This window comes from Glaciecola siphonariae, from assembly GCF_042652645.1.
GTDB classification, from domain to species: Bacteria; Pseudomonadota; Gammaproteobacteria; order Enterobacterales; family Alteromonadaceae; genus Glaciecola; species Glaciecola siphonariae.
In genome coordinates this window covers 757,914-780,334 of the sequence record NZ_JBHSGU010000002.1, presented here as the reverse complement: position 1 = coordinate 780,334, position 22,421 = coordinate 757,914, and the positions used below count along the sequence as shown (strand labels likewise).

Here is a 22,421-nt window from a genome sequence, read left to right as displayed (position 1 = left end):
ATGCTTAGCGCTAATATTGTCTAATTCTTTTGAGTTACGCTAGCAAGTAATACATTGACAAATCAAGTGTTAAATCGACGAATTGACTACCAGTTAAATGGCCGATATGGCGATAATATATGGCTAACGAAACATCGCTAACGACAATACGGTAACGATCCTAACGTGAAAACACCGGATTTGATACACAACGAGCATGAAAAGTTTTAGCTAAACAAGGCGATTGATGCAAAAACATACCCATGAAAAAGAGCAATTAAAGTACCTTTGACAACACAACTATGAAATCACATCTATGAAAACAGAAACACGTCTAGGGATAATATTGGTAGGCAATAAGCTAAGCGACTTACTGCTTTCGGCTAAAACCACCTTGCCTACCTTACTAAGCAGTGCTGGCGCGCCGCCTTGGATGGCACAGCTCCTCGTGCCCATACGCGAGTCAGGCGCGCTATTGCCGCAAATGGCATTTGCTTATGTTATGCGCAAATATCCTCACCGAGACTTAGCATGGCAGTTGAGTATGTTTCTACAATTTGTGTCTGGTTGCTTGATGATTGGTTTGGGATTAACGCTCGATGGGCATGCGGCCGGTTATGTCATTTTAGCGTCGTTGGTATTGATGAGCCTGTCTCGTGCGCTATCGTCGCTGACAACAAAGGATATTCAAGGACAACATGTTGATAAAGGTAGCAGAGGGCGCTTGCTAGGCAGTGCATCAACAGTTTCGAGTTTAATCAGCATCTCTATTGCTGTGCTTGCGCTAATTGGTTCAGGCCGTATTGGCAGCGATAAATTAATTGTTATTGCGGCCATTGCGCTGGGCAGTAAACTTATTTGTATGTGGTTAATGCGACCTTTGAAAACTGAGGTCGACACTCAAGCACGAGCGGTTAGCAAAGGTCTGTATTTTGATAGTACCTTGGCCAAATTTGTCACCGTACGCTCTTTGTTCGCCCATACGGCGCTGCTGGCACCACTATTTGTGCTCACCTACGATGGCGACATGATCAATATCTTAGCGTATTTGATTATAGCTCAAGGCTTGGCAAACTTCTTTTCATCGTACTTATGGGGCAGTTTATCAGACAAAAGCGCATTGGCCTGCATGCGAGCTGGCAGTGCGGTCGCCATAGCTGCGACCTTTACTCTTTTAGTGCTGCCTCATTATTACCCAAATTTAGCCAGCAGCATTTGGTTTGTCGTGGGCTTGTTTTTTATTTTAGGAATAGGGCATCAAGGCGTGCGCACCGGACGTAAAATATACGGTGTCGACATTGCCGACGAACAACACAGAACAGAATTTATTGCGACGTCTAATACCGTGGTAGGGGCGTGTATCATGCTTTTAGGCGGTATCTATGCAGCCATTAACGCTTACTCTAGAGACTTAAGTTTGAGCCTAATGCTCATAGGGCTCACGTTAGGTCTACTGGGTTCTTTGTTTTTAAAGGCGGAAAAATAAGGCCGCAGCGACCATTTAATCGTGTAGTGGGTGTAAACCGCTTTTGATGTTTTTATAATTGACGTTTGAAAGTGAGCCTTTGCTCTGAGTGCTGTGCTCAGAGCAGAAACATCACGCCAACAGGGCTCGACCGGCTTTCGCCCCGTTTTGTCTGTCGAGTTTAACGCTGATATGGTGACCTACTTTAATCAATTTTTGTAAATCGATGCCGGTGTCAATGTCCATATTTTCAAGCATATAAAGTAAATCTTCGCTGGCTAGGTTACCTGAAGCGCCTTTGGCGTAAGGGCAGCCACCGAGACCAGCAACTGACGCATCAAAGCTAGCAATCCCATGCTGCAATCCTATCAATACATTCGCAAGGGCCTGCCCATAAGTATCATGCATGTGCAAGGCTAGCTTGTTTGCTGGCAGTTGACTGAGCAACAATGAAAGTAGGGCGGATGTCTTTTTCGGTGTGCCCACGCCAATCGTATCGCCTAACGATACTTCATAACAGCCTAAAGAAAGCAGGGTCTTACTCACATCAAGCACAGCCTGTGGTGATACCTCACCTTCATATGGGCATCCTAAAACACATGATATGTAGGCCCTCACCGGCACAGAAGCCGCTTTGGCAGCGTCAATAACGGGGATAAAACGTTCGATACTTTGTTCGATAGAGCAGTTAATGTTCTTTTGTGAAAACGATTCGGAGGCTGCACCAAATACCGCTACCTCATCAGCTTTTGCTGCAAGGGCGTCAGTTAATCCGCGCATGTTGGGAGTGAGCGCGCTATAACTAATACCTTGTTGGCGGGCGATGCTCGTCAGCACAGCATCAGAGTTGGCCATTTGCGGCACCCACTTTGGCGAAACAAAGCTGCCCGCTTCTATTCGCCGCAATCCAGTGTTCGACAAGGCATCAATTAAGGTCACCTTATCTTGAACGGTCAGCGGTGTCTTCTCATTTTGTAGACCATCGCGAGGGCCTACCTCAACGATACTGACTTTTGAAGGGGTATCTAGGTGAAAGCTCATTAGTGATTTCCTTCGCGATGACCTTTGCCATGACCTTCGTCGTGGCTGTCTTTTTCAAGCTCTAATAACACCACGCCGCCGTCTACGCGCTCGCCCGCTGCAAAGAAACACGCTTTGACACGCGCATCAAAAGGGGCTTTTAGCGCGTGTTCCATTTTCATAGCTTCAACAATGGCGACAGCATCTCCTTTACTGACTTTGTCCCCAGGTTTTACCAACATGCCTACTAGCGTGCCATTCATTGGCGCTAAAATACCGCCAGCCGATGAAGCATGCTCGTCATCGCCAAAATCTGATTGCGCTAGCTGTATATCAAAGCGTTGGTCGTGGGTGTAGATATTGATATTCTTACCGCTATCACTCAAAACTGCGCTTACTTGCATTTGCAATATACCGACTTGCACACTGGCTTTTAGGACTGTTGCAGCATCCCCCACAGGATTAAGCGAGCTTGAGTGAATAAGTCCTGTACACAAGAGTGATTCATCATCTACCTGCATTGACCAGGTGTTAGCATCGACTCGCATGGCGCTCAGCGAATATTGAGTATCTCTGTGAGCAAAACTGATGGCTTGCTTTTCGTGATGATTCAAGCGAAATCCGCTGAAGTCAGAAAAGGCAGTGCTTTGCATGGCTGCGTTTGATGTATCACGATGCGCTAATTTGGATTGCAATGCCATAAAGCCAATAAGGGCCTGGATGTGCGTTTCAAGGGGATCGTTATCGGCCTCAAGCGCTTCGCTGTGGCGTTCAACAAAATCGGTGGTCAAATTTGCCAGTACAAAAGCCTCGCTCTGGGCGACTCTCAATAAGTACTCGATATTCGTATTCACACCTACAATATGATAGCTGTGTAGTGCACTCACAAGCTTTGCCAGCGCCTGCTGACGGTCTTTACCGTGTACGATGAGCTTTGCAATCATAGGGTCGTAATAAATCGATACTTCATCGCCTTGTTCTACGCCGGTATCGACTCTAATGCCATCACCTTGTGGCGGCTGTAAATAGCTTAACAAGCCCGTTTGCGGCAAAAAGTCATTGTCTGGGTCTTCTGCGTAGATGCGAGCTTCTAGGGCATGCCCGTTTAAGCTGAGCTCATCTTGGCTTTTCGGCAGGGGCATATCGTTAGCAACATGAATTTGCCACTCAACTAAATCTTCACCTGTCACCATTTCGGTCACAGGATGTTCAACCTGCAAACGGGTATTCATCTCCATAAAATAAAAGCGACCGTCCGAGTCTAGCAAAAACTCAACAGTGCCAGCGCCCGAGTAGCCAATGGCTTTGGCTGCCTTGAGTGCTGCCTCACCCATCTTATGACGTATGTCTGTCGGCATATTCGGAGCAGGGGCCTCTTCTATGATTTTTTGATGGCGTCTTTGGACACTGCAGTCGCGCTCAAATAAGTAAACGCCGTTACCCTGATTATCACAGAAGACTTGAATTTCTACATGACGAGGTTGTGTCAGGTATTTTTCAATTAACATGTGCTGATCGCCAAAGCCTGCTTGTGCTTCGCGTTTTGCAGCCTCTAATGCAGCATAAAAATCAGCGTCCTCCCAGACCTGACGCATTCCTTTTCCGCCGCCGCCAGCCGCGGCTTTGAGCAATACTGGATAGCCCATTTTCTTGGCTTGCTCATGCAAGAAATCAGGGTCTTGATTATCGCCGTGGTATCCGGGCACTAATGGCACATTGGCCTTTTCCATAATGGTTTTGGCCGCAGATTTAGATCCCATTGCACGAATAGCATCGGGTCCTGGTCCAATAAATACAATGTCATTGTCTTTACAGGCTTGAGAAAAATCGGCGTTTTCTGACAAAAAACCGTAGCCCGGATGAATGGCATCTACATTCAAATTGCGCGCAATATCTAAAATCACGTCGGCTTTCAAATAGCTCAATGTCGCTTGAGCAGGACCAAGCAAAACAGCTTCATCAGCCATTTGTACGTGCTGTGCATTTGCGTCAACCTGCGAATAAACCGCTACCGTTGATAGCCCGAGGCGCTTGGCGGTGCGAATCACCCGGCATGCTATCTCGCCTCGGTTGGCGATTAATATTTTATTTATCATTATTCACTATCCACGTAGGTTTACGTTTATCTAAAAAAGCGCTAAGACCTTCTTGTCCCTCAGCAGACACTCTGATATTTGCAATGACTTCGCTGGTTTCATTCATTAATGCATTATCAATAGGGCGGTTAGCCACTGCACTTGCAAGTTCCTTCGCCTGCCTGACCGCATAAGGTCCATTTTTCAAAATGGCGTTGACGATGGTCTCAATGGTACTGTCTAAATCTTGCTCACTTACCGATTCACTTAACAGTCCTAAACGTCTTGCTCGACGCGACGAAATAACCTCGGCGGTCATGAATAAACGCTTTGCTTCGCGAAGGCCTATCGCGCCAATTACATAAGGTGAAATGGTAGCAGGGACGAGACCAAGTTTTACTTCACTTAAACAAAATTTACTTAACTTTGAACCGATGGCGATGTCGCAACAAGCGACTAAGCCTACTGCACCGCCAAACGCCGCTCCCTGCACTCTGGCAATGGTGGGCTTGTTCAGGGTGTATAAAGCGTTAAGCATTTGCGCCAATTGGCCTGCATCCTTTTTGTTTTCCTCAAAGGAGTAGGTCGCCATTTTTTTCATCCAGTTTAAATCGGCTCCCGCACTGAATGACTTCCCGCGTGCCTGTAAAATCATCACGCGCACGTCTGGATTTTTGTTAATGCTGGCAAAGATATCGAGAAGAGATTGAATCACGGTTTCGTCAAAGGCGTTATGCACCTCTGGACGATTTAAACTGACGCGAGCCACGCCTTGCTCGTCGATATCGAGCTCTACGTGTTGGGTAACATTAGACATAAAAGGCCCTCAATTACATTCTAAACACGCCAAACTGCGTGTCTTCAATGGGTTTGTTTAAGGCTGCCGCTAGTGATAAGGCAATGACTTTTCGGGTGTCGGCAGGGTCAATCACGCCGTCATCCCATAGTCTGGCTGAAGCAAAGTAGGGGTGCCCCTGTTTTTCGTAGGTTTCAATGACGGGTTGCTTAATCGCATTTTCTTGCTCAGCGGTAAACGCCTTGCCTGAGCGCTCGGCTTGCGATTTTTTCACTTGCGTGAGCACTCCCGCCGCTTGTTCGCCGCCCATTACTGAAATACGAGCATTGGGCCACATAAACAAGAAACGTGGGTCGTAAGCACGCCCGCACATACCATAATTACCTGCACCAAAACTCCCGCCAATCAAAATTGTGATCTTGGGTACTTTTGCACAGGCCACAGCAGTCACCATTTTAGCCCCGTGCTTGGCGATGCCGCCGGCCTCATATTGTTTGCCCACCATAAACCCGGTGATGTTTTGCAGAAAAACCAGCGGTATTTTGCGCTGACAGCACAGCTCAATAAAGTGTGCCCCTTTTTGTGCGGATTCTGAAAACAATATACCGTTGTTCGCCAAAATTCCCACAGGGTACCCGTCAATATGCGCAAATCCACACACCAGTGTCTCGCCGTAGAGCTTTTTAAATTCATCAAACTCGCTACCATCTACAATGCGCGCAATGACTTCTCGCACGTCATAGGGCTGCTTGGTATCTTTTGGGATGATTCCGTATATCTCTTGTTCGTCATACAAAGGGGCTTTGCTTGCTTGGCGCACTACGGTGGAAGTGCTCGGTCTGTTTAAGCGGCTCACAGCGTCTTTTGCAATCTGTAGGGCGTGAGCGTCGTTATTTGCTAAATGGTCAACCACACCAGAGGTGCGGCAGTGCACGTCACCGCCGCCAAGCTCTTCAGCGCTGACGATTTCGCCAGTCGCAGCTTGCACTAAAGGTGGACCGCCCAAAAATATTGTGCCCTGTTCTTTTACAATAATCGACTCGTCTGCCATTGCCGGCACGTAAGCACCGCCTGCGGTGCATGATCCCATCACAACGGCGATTTGCGGTATATTTTGCGCCGACATATTGGCCTGATTAAAGAAAATACGGCCAAAGTGTTCCTTATCAGGAAAGACCTCTTCTTGGCGGGGGAGATTAGCGCCGCCAGAATCAACCAAATAAATACAGGGCAAATGATTTTGCTCGGCGATTGTTTGCGCTCTCAAGTGCTTTTTAACGGTAAGTGGGTAGTAAGTTCCGCCTTTTACCGTGGCGTCGTTAGCCACTATCATGCACAAGGTGCCGGCTACCTGACCGATACCCGCGACCACACCCGCACAAGGCACATAGTCATCATATACTTCATGAGCGGCAAGCTGACCAATTTCTAAAAATGCGGTATTGGGGTCGAGCAAGGTTTCTATGCGGTCGCGCGGGAGCAGTTTGCCACGCGAAGTGTGACGCTCGCGGCTTTTTTCTCCGCCGCCAAGCATGATGTTTTGCACTAAAGCGTGCAAATCGTCGACTTGCGCCTGCATGTGGGCTTCATTGAGCGCAAATGCTTCGCTGTTTGAATTAACTGTTGTCTTAATTACCGGCACAAAGACTCCGTATTATTGAGTAGCTTCTATGATATCCAACACACCAAAACGCCGATGCTTACGTAAGGCGCTTCCTTGGCAACCTAAACCTTCGCAACCTAAACCTTGGCAGCCGTTTCCCTAGCAATCGAAAACTGGCAATCGAACTTTGGCAAATCAAACCTTGACCTGTGCACATGACAGCAGTCAAGGTCACACATCGAGCCTAGGCCGATTCGTTAAACAATTCTCTACCAATCAACATACGTCTGATTTCAGAGGTGCCGGCGCCTATTTCGTAAAGCTTTGCATCTCTTAATAAACGACCTGTTGAATATTCATTAATATAGCCGTTACCCCCAAGCAACTGGATAGCGTCTAGGGCCATTTTGGTGGCAAGCTCGGCTGAATACAGGATTGCTCCGGCAGCATCTTTTCGCGTAGTTTCACCGCGGTCGCAAGAGCGCGCAACGGCATAAACGTAAGCACGCGCAGCGTTCATTTGCGTATACATGTCGGCAACTTTACCTTGCACCAATTGAAACTCTCCAATCGACTTGCCAAATTGTGTTCTGTCGTGGATATATGGAACAACCACATCCATGCACGCTTGCATAATGCCCAGCGGACCGCCGGAAAGAACCAATCGCTCATAGTCCAAGCCACTCATGAGTACGCGCACGCCACCGCCTTCATTACCCAAAATATTCTCAGCGGGCACCTCAGCGTCTTCAAACACCAACTCGCAAGTGTTTGACGAACGCATGCCAAGTTTGTCTAGCTTTTGTGCTTGACTAAATCCCGGAGTGTCTTTTTCAACAATAAACGCGGTGATACCTTTTGAGCCGCCGTTTACATCTGTTTTAGCATAAATAATAAAGGTGTGGGCGTCTGGGCCGTTGGTGATCCACATTTTGTTACCGTTTAAAATGTACCTATCGCCTTTTTTGTCGGCGCGCAGCTTCATGCTTACCACGTCAGAACCGGCGTTTGGTTCGCTCATCGCGAGTGCGCCAATGTGCTCGCCCGACACCAGTTTTGGTAAATACTTTTCTTTTTGCGCTTGGCTACCATTTTTATGTAACTGGTTAACACAGAGATTTGAGTGCGCACCATAGCTCAAGCCAATACCCGCGCTTGCGCGGCTAATTTCTTCCATTGCCACGGTATGTGCCAAATAGCCCATGTCTGAGCCCCCAAACTCTTCGCTGACGGTTACCCCCAGCAAACCCATTTCTCCGAGCTTCGGCCAAAGCTCATTTGGGAAGGCGTTGTTCTCGTCCGACTTTTCGGCCAGCGGCGCAATTTCATTTTGTGCAAAGTTATACACATGGTCTCGGAGCATATCTATATCATCGCCAAGACCGAAGTTAAGCGTAGGATAGGGCGCGTTTATCATGCAACACCTCTTGTTAAGTCGTTAAGTTCTTCTTTACAGCGTGCCTCTACATCGTCTAACTCATTCATTAGCATCTGAATGTCGTTAAGCTGCTGTGAAAGCACGGCTCGTTTTTGTTCAGTAAGTTGTAACATGGTTTGCAATTGTGCTGCAGAGTTTGGATTAGTATCGTACAGTTCAAACAATTTGCTAATTTCTGCGAGCGAAAACCCCAATCGTTTGCCGCGCAAAATAAGTTTAAGCCTTACTTTGTCTTTAGTGTGGTAAATCCGTGACTGCCCCTGACGAACCGGCTCAAGCAGACCTTGTTCTTCGTAAAAGCGAATGGAGCGCGGGGTGATATCAAAACTTTTTGATAATTCACCAATGGTGTAGGTGGAATTGTCAGCCATAATGTTACTTGATTGATTGCAATGTGCTAATAATGCACTTTACGTTTACGTAAAGTCAAGTTAACGTAAACGTAATGTGAAACGCTTTTTGCGTCACGTTATAAAGATTTCAACGTCGTCAGTGATAAATGTCGCGTGGTTTGTGCTGAGTATTTGCGCAAATACCACCAAAGTAGTGTTCCACCTAAGCACGCTTTGGTTATAGTAGTACACTGACCCAAAAGGATACTAAACCTACAGGAAAATTTAATATGAGTGATTCGGTTGTTATTGTTGCAGCAAAACGCACGCCCATGGGGGGATTTATGGGCGCATTGAGTGATGTCGCTTCGCCAGTGCTTGGCGCGGCCGCGATAAAAGCGGCTGTAGAAGGCGTGCCCAACGACGCGATAGACGAGGTGATAATGGGCTGTGTTTTGCCCGCCGGTCTTGGTCAAGCACCTGCTCGCCAAGCTACTTTAGGCGCTGACTTGCCTCTTTCAACAGGTGCCACCACTATCAATAAAGTGTGCGGGTCTGGTATGAAGGCGATTATGATGGCTCACGATTTGATTAAAGCCGGTAGCGCTTCAGCCGTTGTTGCTGGAGGAATGGAAAATATGTCGAGCGCACCTTATTTACTGAGCAAAGCGCGGGCAGGTTACCGAATGGGGCACGGCCAAACATTTGACCATATGATGATGGACGGCCTTGAAAATGCGTATGACGGCAAAGCCATGGGCTGTTTTGCTCAAGACACCGCAGACAGCGAAGGCATTACACGAGAGCAGATGGACGAATTTGCAGTAGGTTCGCTTACAAAAGCACAAGATGCTATTGCCTCAGGTGCGTTTAAAGATGAGATTGTCCCGGTGACTTACCGTTCACGGCGCGGTGATGTAACCGTTGACACCGATGAAGGCCCCGGCAACGCAAAAATCGATAAAATACCAAGTTTACGACCAGCCTTTAAAAAAGACGGAACCGTAACGGCTGCCAATTCAAGTTCAATTTCTGACGGCGCCGCTGCCTTGTTGGTGATGTCAGAAGCAAAGGCCAAAGCCCTTGGACTGACGCCACTTGCACGCGTTGTCGCCCACGCTACCAACGCAATTAAACCAGAAGATTTTACGGTGGCACCGGTTGGTGCAGTCGAAAAAGTCCTTGAAAAGGCAGGATGGAACAGCGCAGACGTGGATTTATATGAAATCAATGAAGCCTTTGCCATGGTTACAATGCTGGGCATAAATAAACTTGGACTGGATGTTAGCAAGGTCAATATCAAAGGCGGTGCATGCGCTTTAGGTCACCCCATTGGTGCATCAGGTGCACGAATTGTGGTAACGCTTTTACATGCGCTTAAGCAAAAAGGTTTGAGCAAAGGCGTCGCGGCTTTATGTATTGGCGGCGGTGAGGGCACTGCATTGGCGGTAGAGATGCTTTAAGCGTTTGTTTCAATGCCTTACTCATAACAAATATTTACAGCAAAAAAGCAGGCGATGCCTGCTTTTTTTGCGTATACGCTAGGGATTATTTGAGCGCCAAATCGTATCAAGTATGCTTGGACAGGTGCCGCGCATTAAATGCATCGATATAGCAACTACGAGCAGGGAGACTGCGTTTGAAAAACGCTGTGAACCCATCCATGGGCGCTCGGCGAAATCATCCATGATTTCGACGTTTTCAAACGCAGTCTCCCTGCTCGTAAAGTGCTTCTAACTCTTTAATGCGCGGCACCTGTCCAAGCATACCTATTATGAAGGCTTATTTGATGATGGGTTGGTATTCCCAGTTCCCGCCTACCAGCACAATGCGTGATTTCATGGTTTCTTTTTGTTGGCGGAAAATACGCTTATTTAGCCTCACCACAACCCCCGGAAAGAGCTCTTTGTTGGCAATAACGCGTGCATTATTTTCAAAGTCTTTTTTGGCTTGCTCCAAATCGCCTTGTACTTTGCGAAGCCACGTCAGCAATGAGCGCTCTTTGCCGATGGTTTTATCAAGTTTGCGTAGCTTTTTGTGCAAGTATTTTGGAAACTCTTTTGCGTTCATTTTGCTGAGTTTAATCTCATGGTCGGCATTGACCGACGCTAAACCATCTAAAAGCTCTGAAATAGCGTCTAAACGCTTAATTAGGCCGTTGTATGCATCAGAATAATCAATTTCTAGTGAGCTGCCAGAAACTGCCCCCACACTCCCTGCACGCACACTGTTATAGGCGGTGATTTTACTGGCAAAAAGATTGCCCGTTGGATTGTCGGGGTCGCCAACGTATAAATGACCTTTGCATAATACGCGCGAGTAGGCGAGCTGCCGTTTAACGTTCAGGTCTTTACCGGTGCTAACGTCCAAGCCTTGTCCGTGTTGAATAAATACGCTGCCATCGGCAATCAGGCGACAGTCTTCATCGTTCATTTTGCCTGTAGCGCCTTGGGTAATAATGATGTCGCCGCCAGCTTTGATGTAGGCTGATTCCACAAAGCCGTTAATCGTAACGTCACCCTGAGCAATGATTTGCATGTTTTCGGTAACATCGCCGTTAACAATTACCGCGCCTTCATAGTTGACATTACCTGTTCCGACATTCACGCCTTTGGTCACAAAAGTATCGTCAATGGTCATGACATTATTTTCAAACTTAGGCTGACCTGCAAGTGATGACAATATTAGGTTTTCGTCGTGCTCTGCAAGTTGCGTGTTATTGCCCAGTTTTACTTCTTGCCATTCACCCTTATTGGGGCTGAGGGGTTTATTGGTTACTGTGTAACCAATACGACCTTTTGAGGGAGATATTCGTTTTGCGACCGGTTTATTTGCGCTCACGCAAAGCACGTCGCCTAAATTACGCATATCTACCTTGTCGTCCCCTGATTCTTGCGGGCGCAGTATACGGTCAAGTGCGTTGGGTACTAAGGGGACAACGCGAGAGGGTTTGCCGTCTCTGGGCGGAAGCCCAATGGCGATGACGTCGGTATATTCTTTTCCAGCGTCACCTTCAAGTGCACTGTTGAGCAAATGTTGAATGCGTTTTTTGCTGATGCCGCGAACAATTCCTTTGCGATGCAGCAGCGCTTTAATTTCTTGATAAGTAGCCTGGGGGGCGTCGGGATTTGCGACAACAGTCAGGCTGGCAGACATTTGGTCGGTTGCTAAGCTGATGGTAGCACTAGATTCAGGCTCCACCGCAACGCTATGTTCGATGACGTCCATATTGCCGCTGTTCTTAGCATCAATAATGACCTTTGAAAGGTGTACGATTTCACCGGCATTAAACGCATAGCCTGTATAGCCTGCTTCTCTTGCATGGGCAGCAATGATCTCTTCGCTACATACGCCCTCCCATAACAAGGGATCGATGCTTGCTATCAGCTCGTTGGTATCTGCCTTTGTAAAAAAACTAATGCCGCTCATCGCTTTGTCGTATTCCTATCTTTTCGTTACAGGCCGCTCGCGTATAGCTCAAGTTGCTTCAACAGCGCCATTTTCTTTGTATCTTGAGCGTGTTGTTGCACTAGCATCTCAATTTGCTGTTGATAAGACGCCATTGATAAATAACCGCTCGCACCGTGAACAAATCGTTCTCTTCGATGCATTTGCCAATTATTCAACTGCTGTTCGTTCATTAAATCAGGAAAGTTACGACCTAAATAACGAAAAAGCTGCCGCTTGTATAGGGAGCTTTCTAGCTGTTGATACAAGCTACTGAGTGCTTCTGGATCAGTGTCTCGTATTTGGTTCATCAACTGCTTATCGGCAGGACTTGGGAATTCTCTAGTATAGAGTTGGGCATCTATATCTAAATCGCTTGAGTCTGCAAAGCTGCGTTGACTCAGACGTTCACATTTTGCAGCAAGGTCGCTCATTTGTTTTAGGCGGCGATAATTTGCCAAGCACCCTTCGCGGTCAATGTTCAAACGATTGGCATTCTCTTCGGTGAGTGTTTTAGCGTGGGCGACAAACGGCACTTTGTTGATAGATATTTGCATCAATGGCAACTGTTTGTTTTGGTAAAGTTGCTCAATAAAACCGTCATCATCTAAGTCATCAAGTGACAATGAAGCCAAGCCATCAATATCTTTTGCCAAGTTTACTGCAATGATGACGTTCTTGTTGACCGGGTGCTGACATATAGGCATCAGCCAAGCGCAGCAACCATGTATGCTGTTGATATAGCCTGAAATGTGTAAAAAGGGTGTTTGATTGACCACGTCAATTTCTGCAAGCACTTTGCGTTTGTCTCTTAACTGCCAGTAGTAATCATACAGTTTGGGTTGTTTTTGTTTGATTAACTTTGCTACAGCAATAGTTGCGTAGACGTCGCTTAGTGCATCATGGGCAGACTCATGCTCTAAGCCGTTTTCCTGACTCAGCACTTCAAGTTTAAAGCAAGGTTTACCATTTTCGTAATAAGACCAGTTTATGCCCTCAGGTCTGAGTGCATAGGCTGCCCGAACTAAATCAATAATGTCCCAACGAGAGTTGCCATTTTCATACTCACGTTCATACACAGAGTAAAAATTACGATAGAGTAAATTTCGGGTGACCTCTTCATCAAACTTGATGCTGTTATAACCAGCTGTGCAAGTTTCGGGATGTTTAATATGCTGCAGCACTTTGCTGGCAAACTCACATTCAATAAAACCGTCTCTGAGGCTTTGTTGCGGCGTAATACCGGTAACCAAGCAGGCTTGAGGGTGGGGAAGATAGTCATTCGGTATTTGACAGAAATAATTGATGGGCTTATCTATTACGTTCAAATCAAGATCGGTGCGGATGGCAGCAAACTGCACCGGAAAATCGTGCTTCGGATTGACTCCCCAAGTTTCATAATCATGCCATAAAATGCTTGCAGCCATAGTATTCCTTGACCAATGTGTAAGCGCGAGTCGTTGCCTAGACGTTATATTTGTTACGCGCAAGTGTATAGAGCGCCAAGAGCGCAATCAATGCTTAATTTTTGACTCTGCCCTTAAATCAAAGAATGTTATTTGAAACAAAGACCTGCAAAATCGATAATGGCTAAGAGATTGTTTTCACAATTTATTCCCATTTGCCCCTCAAACGCTGGTTTTTAGACTAAATTATTCAATCGCACCTTAGTCAAAAGATTGACGCAAAGCCGCAGTCAAAACGCGGCTTGGCATTGAAAAAATCAACTTCATTTATAGTATATAAAACAGAGTTTTTATAACTTCTAATGCTAAATCTAAGCTGCATATAAGCGATAAGCTTGTACTGTGTTTGACGAGTAAGGAAAGGTCCTTATGAGAGAATCTAATCACGGTGAAGCGGCGTTATTGCATGCGTACACCTCACCTCATCCCACATTTACACATGGCTACGCACAAGTAGTCCCGTTTTTTTCAATGCGCAAACTGCGTTTAATCTATAATGAACTCAGTATCCGAAACGATTTTGAGTTCAACGACTTCGACGCTTTTAAGCATCACGTTTTGTCTTCGGTTGCTCCGCAGTTAGAGCTAGGTAAGTGGCAAGCGATTGCATCGCGTCGATAAGACCGACAGTTTTGTAAGAGATTTGCTATCAGAAGGGATAGGCGAACCTAGACATTTTTAACGATTCAACATACTGTATCCAACAATGATATGGCTAAGCCCGCTTGTGTGTTTTTTTCAGTGGGCAGACATAGCGTCAGTCATCGTAATTTTAACAGGATAAATCGGTATGTTTATAAGTCGCACGTCTTCAAATGCTCTTCGGTCTCGCTCTTTTTACACCCATATTTACCGCCCGTGTTATCTGCTTGGGCTGATGTGTTTGGCAGCATCTAGCTTAACAACGATGGCTGTGGCACAAACCAACGTTCAAAATAAAATTGCGATTGCCATCCATGGCGGCGCAGGCACAATCACTCGCGCGAATTTAACCGAAGAACAAGAGGCTGCTTATAAAAATGCTATTTCTGCTGCGCTCGACTTAGGTTATGCGCAGTTGAAAGCAGGCAATGATGGTTTAGATGCGATTGAAGCCGCCATCGTGTATTTAGAAGACTCTCCTTTGTTCAATGCAGGTATCGGGGCTGTTTACACCTATGATGGCATGCACGAACTCGACGCATCAGTGATGCGTGGAGATACGCTACAGGCTGGCGCAATATCAAGCGTCACTAATGTTAAAAATCCAATAAAAGCGGCGCGCTTAGTGCTCGAGAATTCAGTACACGTGATGCTATCTGGAAAGGGAGCAGAACAGTTTGCGGATGAGCAGGGACTAGTACCGGTCGATAACTCAGTGTTTAATACCCAGCGCAGACTAGAGGCGCTTCAACGCGCCAAAAAACGCATTGATGAAAATGAGAACAAAAATGCTTTTTTAGATAATGCTGAATTTAACGATTTTAAGTTCGGTACTGTGGGCGTAGTGGTGCTTGATGCTAACGGAAACATCGCCGCCGGAACCTCCACCGGCGGCATGACAGCCAAACGGTATGGTCGTGTTGGTGATTCTCCGATCATTGGCGCAGGTACTTACGCAGACAACCGTTCGTGCGCGGTATCGGCGACCGGCCATGGTGAATATTTTATTCGCTACAATGTGGCGGCAGATATCTGTGCCCGCATGAAATACCAAGGGCTAAGTTTAGAAACTGCTGCCAACACGGTTATTCATGGCGTACTACTGCCAGCCGGTGGTGACGGCGGCGTGATTGCCATTGATGCCGCAGGCAACATCGCCATGCCGTTTAATTCAGAGGGCATGTACAGAGGCAGTATTGATACAAACGGCAATAAAACCGTACTTATCTACAAAGACGAGTAGCTTTAGGGCATCGCACCATCACAACGTATATTTTTAAAGCGGACGACTATAGATAACATGTCATTGAATTTAGATATTGCGATAAAACGCTGTCTACAAAAGCATCAATTCACTTTTAAGCGCCGCTTGCACGACATTGAGCGTGTTAAAGATAAGCAAGTAAAGCATGATAAGTTAGCACAACTTACCAATGATATTACTGCATCTGCGCATCTCAGGGAGCAAAGAGCATCCGCTCTTCCTCGTATTCACTATCCTGATTTACCGGTTGCGCAGAAAAAAGACGATATCAAAGCGCTGATTGATAAGCATCAGGTAGTCATTATTGCTGGGGAAACCGGGTCTGGAAAAACGACACAAATTCCTAAGATGTGCTTGGAGCTAGGGCGCGGAGTGGCCGGATTCATCGGCCATACGCAGCCTAGACGCCTTGCTGCGCGAAGTGTTGCGAGCAGGATTGCTGAAGAACTAGACACTGAAATTGGGCAAGCAGTGGGCTTTAAAGTGCGCTTTAGCGACCAAGTTGGTGATACAAGCCTAGTAAAACTCATGACCGACGGCATATTGTTGGCTGAAATTCAGCAAGACCGCTACTTGAATCAATACGACACCATTATTATTGATGAGGCGCATGAACGCAGCCTGAACATCGATTTTCTGTTGGGCTATTTAAAGCAACTGTTGCCCAAACGACCTGATTTAAAACTCATCATTACATCGGCTACCATCGACCCTGAACGTTTTTCGAAACACTTTAATGATGCGCCAATTATCGAAGTAAGCGGGCGTACTTTTCCGGTAGAGATTCGATACAAAGACCCGGTAGACTACGGAGGCACCGACAAGGAAGAGGGCGACAGCGCTCAAATGCTAAGCGATGCCGTAGACGAATTGATGCGAGAATCATCTGGCGATATATTGGTGTTTCTGAGCGGCGAGCGCGACATCAAAGATGCGCAAGACAGCCTAGCGAGGCGTCAATATCGCAACACAGAAATAGTGCCGCTTTATGCTCGATTGTCAGCCAGTGAACAAAATCGTATTTTTAGTTCTCATAGCGGCAGACGAATTGTATTGGCAACCAATGTAGCAGAAACCTCATTGACTGTGCCGGGGATTAAGTACGTGGTCGATACTGGCGTGGCAAGAATATCGCGTTATTCCCAGCGAAGCAAAATTCAACGCCTGCCCATTGAACCTATTTCGCAAGCATCCGCAAATCAACGAGCGGGGCGTTGTGGGCGCGTATCAGACGGTATTTGTATTCGACTATACACCGAACAAGACTATCAATCGCGACCAGAATTTACAGACCCAGAAATTGTGCGTACGCATCTATCGAGCGTGATCATTCAGATGCTCGCTCTGGGGCTAGGTGAAATAAATCGCTTCCCCTTTGTGCAGGCGCCAGATGATAAAAACATAAATGATGGCGTAAAGCTCCTTGAAGAACTACAAGCCGTAGAACGAGACCGAGGGCGGTTACGCCTAACCAAAATCGGCCGTCAAATGTCGCCTCTGCCCCTCGACCCACGCTATGCAAGAATGATTATTCACGCAGGTGTTGTGGACGCTGTGTATGAGCTGATTGTGATCACCTCAGGTTTATCGGTACAAGACCCACGCGAGCGACCTCAAGATAAACAGCAGCAAGCAGACCAAGCGCACAGTGAATTTGCCGACAAAGACTCAGACTTTATAAGTCTGCTCAATTTGTGGGAAGCCTTTAAAACCCAGCAAAAATCCCTTAGTAACAGTCAACTGAGAAAGTGGTGTAAGCAACACTTTATTCATTTTCAGCGCATGCGAGAATGGCAAGACATCGTTAGTCAAATCAAACAGTCCTTGGTTTCGGTGAACCTTCGTATCAATAGCACCCCCGCAGACTATCAAGCCATTCACACCGCCATCGCTGTGGGCTTGCTGTCGCAATTAGGCTTAAAAGATGCAAACCGCCAATACTTAGGAAGTCGTAATACGCAGTTTATGATTTTTCCTGGATCTAACGTGGCAAAAACACAGCCTAAGTGGCTGATGGCATCCGAATTGGTAGAAACATCACGATTATTTGCACGCTCGGTGGCAAAAATTGATGTGAAATGGCTAGAGCCTTTAAGTGAGCATCTTGCTAAACATAGCTACGCTGAACCGCATTGGAGTAAAAAACGGGGCGCGGTATTAGCGTACCAAACGATTACCTTGTTTGGCTTACCCATTGTTACACGGCGAATATGTCAGTATAGCAAGGTTGACCCTCATCTTTGCCGGGAGATGTTCATACGAGAGGGGCTCGTGCAGGGGCAGACTAATCTTAATTATGAGTTCTTGCGCTACAATCAACAGCAAGTTGAACAGGTTGAATTGCTCGAAAAAAAGGCCCGCCGCCGCGATATTTTGATTGACGAAGACATGCTGTGTGAGTTTTATGCTCAACATGTGCCGGAAGACATCAACAGCGAAGCGGCTTTTAAAAAATGGTGGCAAAACACCGCGCGAAAATCGCCTGATTTACTCAAATTCAGTTATGAGGCGCTGTTAAAGCGCGATCCAAATGAGGTGTCTGCTAGCGACTTTCCAGATACGTGGCATCAGGGCAACTTTCACCTGCCTCTGAGCTATCATTTTGAGCCTCACCAAACTCTTGACGGAGTGGCGATCCACATTCCCTTAGGTTTGTTAAACCAAGTGCATGACCATGGTTTTGATTACTTGGTGCCAGGGATGCGCTTAGAACTCGTGACTCAGTTAATAAAATCTTTGCCCAAGCGTTTGAGGCGAAATTTTGTGCCAGCACCTGATTATGCAAAAGCGGCGCTAGAGGGAATGGTTGCCGTGCAAGACAGCGATGCGCCCATAAGCCTCACTGACGCTCTGTCGATGCGTTTGTTTAAAATGTCGGGCATAAAAGTAGAGCCGCAAGACTTCGACTCAGAAAGTTTGCCAACGCATCTTCGTTTTAATTTCATTATTGAGGACGCAAACGGCAAACACCTTGGTTCAGGTAAGTCATTAAACAGCCTTAAAGCATCGCTGAAAAGTGAGCTGAAAAGTACGATTGAAAAGGTAGCAACGCCCCAGTTAGAGCGTGATGATGTTACGCAGTGGGACTTTGGCGATTTGCCCGAGCAATTTACGCAGAAACAGGCAGGTTATGAAGTAAAAGCGTTTCCGGCCTTGGTATATGAACGTAACAAAGTGAAATTAGCTCTGATTGACAACCCGGCTACTGCTGACAAAGCGCATCAGCGCGGCTTGTATGAATTGATAAAAATGAACGTGCCGTCGCCCGTTAAGTTTTTGCAGGAGAAACTGCCAAATAAGGCAAAGCTCAGCCTGTATTTTAACCCCTTTGGTCAAATAAAGCCGCTGATAGACGATATTATACTGGCCAGTATCGACGCACTTGTGACTGAGAACGGCACCGCAAAAGAGGTGCGCGATCAAGCTAATTTTAAAGCGCTTTGTGATAAGGTGCGCGCCAACATTAATGATAGAGCCTTGCTTATTGCTCAACAGGTGGAGCAGGGCTTGGCAGTGGCCAATCAAATTAGCAAGCAGACCAAAGGCAATATTCCATTGAATATGATAAACAACGTAAAGCATATTCATGGGCACTTAAGCACCCTAGTATTTAAAGGCTTTGTTTATGAAGTCGGTGAACAGCGACTCGCTGATTGGAACCGTTATTTAAAAGCATTACTGCATCGAAGTGAAAAATTAAAGGTAGACAGTAATCGCGATTGTATAAATCAGATTGAAATTGATAAGGCGGAGGCGGCCTTTGCAAGCTTAAAATCTGACTTCAAAAATAAACATCAGAATACCGATGAAATTGAGGAAATACGCTGGATGATAGAGGAATTAAGGGTGTCGTTGTTCGCGCAACAGCTTGGAACAAAATATCCGATTTCTTTAAAGCGTATCATGAACAAAATCGCAGAATATTAAATCACAATAAACGGTTGACACTGACTGAACAACTCCCTATAAAGTGACAACAACATTTTTGAATTGAAGAGGTATTACTATGTTGGGCTATGACGATAAACGGAATTTCTACCGAATGATGGTAAATTCACCCTGCGAAGTTTCTTTGCTAGACAATCCTTCGGCTACACCTTTCGCAGCAGTTTGTCGCGACATTAGCGCAACGGGTATGTCTTTAGAAGTTGAGATGCCAAGCATTGAGCTTGGCACTTTACTCGATATTACGATTGACTCAAACAATGACCAAATCCCATCGCTAGAAGCAAAAGCGAAAGTGGTACGCTGTGACGCTGAGGGTGAAAATACCTGTTTAGTGGGCGTAGAAATCAGTGAGATGAAATAAGCGACCTTGGTCGCTTAACAACATTAGTAGCTAATTATTGCAGACATTTTGATTAGGCTTGGCGTTTAACACACACCAAGCCTTTTAAATATGCGCCTTCCGGAAAACTACTGGCGATCACGTGGTCGCTATCTTGCTCAAGTTTTTGTATATAGCTAAGCTGTGTATTGGCATCTAACGCGGCATCAGCCACTATTTTATTAAACAAATCTTGGCTGACTAATCCTGAGCAACTGAATGTAAGCAACACGCCATTATCGCTCAAAAGCTCGCATGCAATGCGGTTGATATCTTTGTATCCGCGTGCAGCACGCTCCAAATGCCGCTTGTTTTCAACAAACTTTGGCGGGTCCATTACAATGACGTCAAAGCGTTCACCTTTTTCTTTGTAGCGTCTGAGTAGCTCAAATACATCCTCTTTAACATGCTTGACCTTTGCTTGCTGCTCAGTATTGAAATTAAGCGCTAAGTTTTTAGCAGACGTATCTAAAGCAGATTGCGATACATCTGCATTGATTACTTCTTCAGCGCCGCCTGCAAGTGCATAAAGGGCGAAAGTGCCGGTATAGCTGAAACAGTTTAAAACACGTTTTCCTGCGCAAAAACTACCTGCAATTTGCCGGTTTTTGCGCTGGTCTAGGTAAAATCCCGTTTTATGACCTGCTATGAGGTCTACCTCAATTTTGACGCCATGCTCGTAAATGATAACGGCATCTGGCAAGTCACCAACATGAGTCTGTACAACAAGATCGAGTCCTTCTTTTTTGCGCACTTCAACGTCGCTGCGCTCATGAATAACATGGTCAGGAAATAAACTTGTAAGCGCGTTAATTAGTTTTTTCTTGTGTTTTTCACCGCCTGCGCTTACTACCTGCATCACCAAAACATTATCATACTTGTCTATGGTAATGCCCGGAAGACCGTCTGATTCTCCTGCCACAAGACGATAAGCATTCGTGATTGCAGTGCTGCCTTTAGTATCGTGAGAAGTGTTATCAGCATTGAATAGAGCAGAATGCATAGTGTGCTCTAGCCACATCTCCCGCAGCGCCAGCGCACTTTGTACTTTGCGTTTAAAAAAGGCATCGTCTATGGGTTCGTCTTGTTGAAAACTCCATACTCTAACGCGTATCTGCGACTCGGGAGAGAACGCGCCTTTTGCAAGCCACGCGCCTTTTGCATCAAGTATGTCAACCGTAGCACCGCTGTGTGGCTTGCCGATGACTTTTTCGATTGCGCCCTCAAACACCCACGGATGGCGACGCAGTAGTGACTTTTCTCGACTTGCTTTTAATACCACGCTGGGGTTCATTTTATGCCCTCGCTAAAACCTTCATCTACTATATGCTCACCCGATTCTGCCGCAGCGCGCGCCAAATCGTCTACTAACTCATTTTCGACTTGGCCTGAATGACCTTTTACCCAATGCCACTGCATGGTGTGACGCTTACATGCCTCATCGAGGCGTTGCCATAAATCGACGTTCTTAACGGGCTTTTTTGCAGATGTTTTCCAATTATTGCGTTTCCATGAGGCTATCCACTGATTAATGCCGTTTTTTACATATTGGCTATCGGTATAAATATCTATCTCGCAGGGTTCGCTTAGCGCGTTCAATGCCTCGATAGGTGCGAGTAATTCCATGCGGTTGTTCGTGGTGTGAACAAAGCCTTGGGAGAGCGTTTTGCGGTGTTCGCCGAATATTAACAGCGCGCCATAACCCCCAGGTCCCGGATTTCCCAAGCAAGAGCCATCGGTGTAAATTGTCACTTTTTTCATATATAAAACGGTTTTCCTGTTGCTAACGGTGTTCAGCAAGATTGAGGCGCAGTATACTTACCCCACAGCAAAAAGGAAAAATTAATGCGACAAATCGTACTAGACACAGAAACCACCGGGATTAATCCGCTAGATGGTCACCGCATCATTGAAATCGGCTGCGTTGAGATGATTGACCGCAAGCTCACGGGTAACAATTTCCATGTGTACATCAACCCGCAGCGGGAGGTTGAACAAGAAGCTATTGACGTGCACGGGATTACCAATGAATTTTTGGTGGATAAACCCAAATTTGCTGATATTGCAGATTCATTCATTGAATACATCAAAGGGGCTGAACTTGTTATACATAACGCACCGTTTGATGTGGGATTTATGGACCATGAGTTTAAGCTAGTTGGACGCAATCTTCCTGTTACCAATGATATATGCACTGTTCTCGATACCCTTGAGCTTGCTCGCAAGATTAGACCAGGCAAGAAAAACAGCCTAGACGCCTTATGTAGAGCGTATTTTGTTGATAACAGTCACCGTACTTTTCACGGTGCATTATTAGATAGTGAGATACTTGCTGACGTTTATCTCTACATGACCGGCGGTCAGGGCGCCTTGAAGCTTGCCCATGGTGATGAAAGCGGCAACGAAGCGGGCGAGACAGCCATCATTAAAATAGCAAACAAACCTCAGCTAAAGGTTATTCGTGCTAATGCCGATGAATTAGCAAAGCACCAATTGTATTTAGACGGCATTGAAAAGAAATCAGAGCAGGTTATTTGGCGAAAATCGCTGCATTAAAGGTATGGCGC

18 protein-coding genes are annotated in these 22,421 nt (G+C 46.2%); 7 read left to right on the top strand and 11 right to left on the bottom strand.

Annotated features, from left to right (window positions below; genetic code table 11):
- The first annotated feature begins 295 nt into the window (after positions 1-295).
- Positions 296-1,465, top strand: a complete 1,170-nt coding sequence (locus ACFO4O_RS04985) for an MFS transporter (RefSeq protein ID WP_382406251.1) — start codon at positions 296-298, stop codon at positions 1,463-1,465.
- A gap of 111 nt (positions 1,466-1,576) precedes the next feature.
- On the opposite strand, the gene ACFO4O_RS04980 is transcribed toward ACFO4O_RS04985, so the two are convergent.
- The 6 genes from ACFO4O_RS04980 to ACFO4O_RS04955 all read right to left on the bottom strand — a co-directional run bounded on the left by ACFO4O_RS04980 (position 1,577) and on the right by ACFO4O_RS04955 (position 8,747).
- Positions 1,577-2,485: a hydroxymethylglutaryl-CoA lyase gene (locus tag ACFO4O_RS04980; RefSeq protein WP_382406250.1), complete on the bottom strand. Its 909-nt coding sequence runs from the start codon at positions 2,483-2,485 to the stop codon at positions 1,577-1,579.
- Positions 2,485-4,560, bottom strand: a complete 2,076-nt coding sequence (locus ACFO4O_RS04975) for an acetyl/propionyl/methylcrotonyl-CoA carboxylase subunit alpha (RefSeq protein ID WP_382406249.1) — start codon at positions 4,558-4,560, stop codon at positions 2,485-2,487. Before ACFO4O_RS04975 ends, ACFO4O_RS04980 begins: the two co-directional genes overlap by 1 nt.
- Entirely contained in the window at positions 4,550-5,356 is an 807-nt protein-coding gene (locus tag ACFO4O_RS04970; RefSeq protein WP_382406248.1) for an enoyl-CoA hydratase/isomerase family protein, read from the bottom strand. The genes ACFO4O_RS04975 and ACFO4O_RS04970 overlap by 11 nt, the downstream gene beginning before the upstream one ends.
- Before the next feature lie 13 nt (positions 5,357-5,369).
- Positions 5,370-6,977, bottom strand: coding sequence for a carboxyl transferase domain-containing protein (locus ACFO4O_RS04965; RefSeq protein ID WP_382406247.1), 1,608 nt, complete (start codon positions 6,975-6,977; stop codon positions 5,370-5,372).
- A gap of 205 nt (positions 6,978-7,182) precedes the next feature.
- The gene (locus ACFO4O_RS04960) at positions 7,183-8,352 is read right to left on the bottom strand and encodes an isovaleryl-CoA dehydrogenase (protein ID WP_382408237.1); all 1,170 of its coding nucleotides are present in this window, start codon (positions 8,350-8,352) and stop codon (positions 7,183-7,185) included.
- On the bottom strand, positions 8,352-8,747 hold the full coding sequence (locus tag ACFO4O_RS04955; protein WP_382406246.1) for a MerR family transcriptional regulator: 396 nt from the start codon (positions 8,745-8,747) through the stop codon (positions 8,352-8,354). The genes ACFO4O_RS04960 and ACFO4O_RS04955 overlap by 1 nt, the downstream gene beginning before the upstream one ends.
- A gap of 251 nt (positions 8,748-8,998) precedes the next feature.
- On the opposite strand from ACFO4O_RS04955, the gene ACFO4O_RS04950 reads away from it, so the two are divergent.
- Positions 8,999-10,171: a thiolase family protein gene (locus ACFO4O_RS04950; RefSeq protein WP_382406245.1), complete on the top strand. Its 1,173-nt coding sequence runs from the start codon at positions 8,999-9,001 to the stop codon at positions 10,169-10,171.
- Between the two features lie 78 nt (positions 10,172-10,249).
- Here ACFO4O_RS04950 and ACFO4O_RS04945 read toward each other — a convergent pair whose 3' ends face one another.
- From ACFO4O_RS04945 to sbcB, 3 genes are all read right to left on the bottom strand, one after another.
- Entirely contained in the window at positions 10,250-10,396 is a 147-nt protein-coding gene (locus ACFO4O_RS04945) for a hypothetical protein (RefSeq protein WP_382406244.1), read from the bottom strand.
- Positions 10,397-10,490: 94 nt separating this feature from the next.
- Complete coding sequence (locus tag ACFO4O_RS04940) at positions 10,491-12,137, bottom strand: DUF342 domain-containing protein (protein ID WP_382406243.1); 1,647 nt, start codon at positions 12,135-12,137, stop codon at positions 10,491-10,493.
- A 26-nt stretch (positions 12,138-12,163) separates the two neighbouring features.
- Entirely contained in the window at positions 12,164-13,582 is a 1,419-nt protein-coding gene (gene sbcB / locus ACFO4O_RS04935; RefSeq protein ID WP_382406242.1) for an exodeoxyribonuclease I, read from the bottom strand.
- 408 nt (positions 13,583-13,990) lie between these two features.
- Between sbcB and ACFO4O_RS04930 the strand changes: the two genes are divergently transcribed.
- From ACFO4O_RS04930 to ACFO4O_RS04915, 4 genes are all read left to right on the top strand, one after another.
- Entirely contained in the window at positions 13,991-14,242 is a 252-nt protein-coding gene (locus ACFO4O_RS04930) for a hypothetical protein (protein ID WP_382406241.1), read from the top strand.
- Between the two features lie 256 nt (positions 14,243-14,498).
- Positions 14,499-15,506, top strand: coding sequence for an isoaspartyl peptidase/L-asparaginase family protein (locus ACFO4O_RS04925; RefSeq protein WP_382408235.1), 1,008 nt, complete (start codon positions 14,499-14,501; stop codon positions 15,504-15,506).
- Positions 15,507-15,563: 57 nt separating this feature from the next.
- Positions 15,564-19,454: an ATP-dependent RNA helicase HrpA gene (gene hrpA, locus ACFO4O_RS04920; protein ID WP_382406240.1), complete on the top strand. Its 3,891-nt coding sequence runs from the start codon at positions 15,564-15,566 to the stop codon at positions 19,452-19,454.
- Between the two features lie 79 nt (positions 19,455-19,533).
- Positions 19,534-19,836 (top strand): PilZ domain-containing protein, encoded by a 303-nt coding sequence (locus ACFO4O_RS04915; protein ID WP_382406239.1) that lies wholly within the window; start codon positions 19,534-19,536, stop codon positions 19,834-19,836.
- 52 nt (positions 19,837-19,888) lie between these two features.
- Here the strand turns inward: ACFO4O_RS04915 and ACFO4O_RS04910 are convergent, their stop codons facing one another.
- Both ACFO4O_RS04910 and rnhA read right to left on the bottom strand, forming a co-directional pair.
- Positions 19,889-21,148, bottom strand: coding sequence for a class I SAM-dependent rRNA methyltransferase (locus tag ACFO4O_RS04910; RefSeq protein WP_382406238.1), 1,260 nt, complete (start codon positions 21,146-21,148; stop codon positions 19,889-19,891).
- Positions 21,145-21,615, bottom strand: a complete 471-nt coding sequence (gene rnhA / locus ACFO4O_RS04905; protein ID WP_382406237.1) for a ribonuclease HI — start codon at positions 21,613-21,615, stop codon at positions 21,145-21,147. Before rnhA ends, ACFO4O_RS04910 begins: the two co-directional genes overlap by 4 nt.
- A gap of 84 nt (positions 21,616-21,699) precedes the next feature.
- Here rnhA and dnaQ point away from each other — a divergent pair, with 84 nt between their 5' ends.
- Positions 21,700-22,410, top strand: coding sequence for a DNA polymerase III subunit epsilon (dnaQ, locus tag ACFO4O_RS04900; RefSeq protein WP_382406236.1), 711 nt, complete (start codon positions 21,700-21,702; stop codon positions 22,408-22,410).
- Positions 22,411-22,421: the final 11 nt, after the last annotated feature.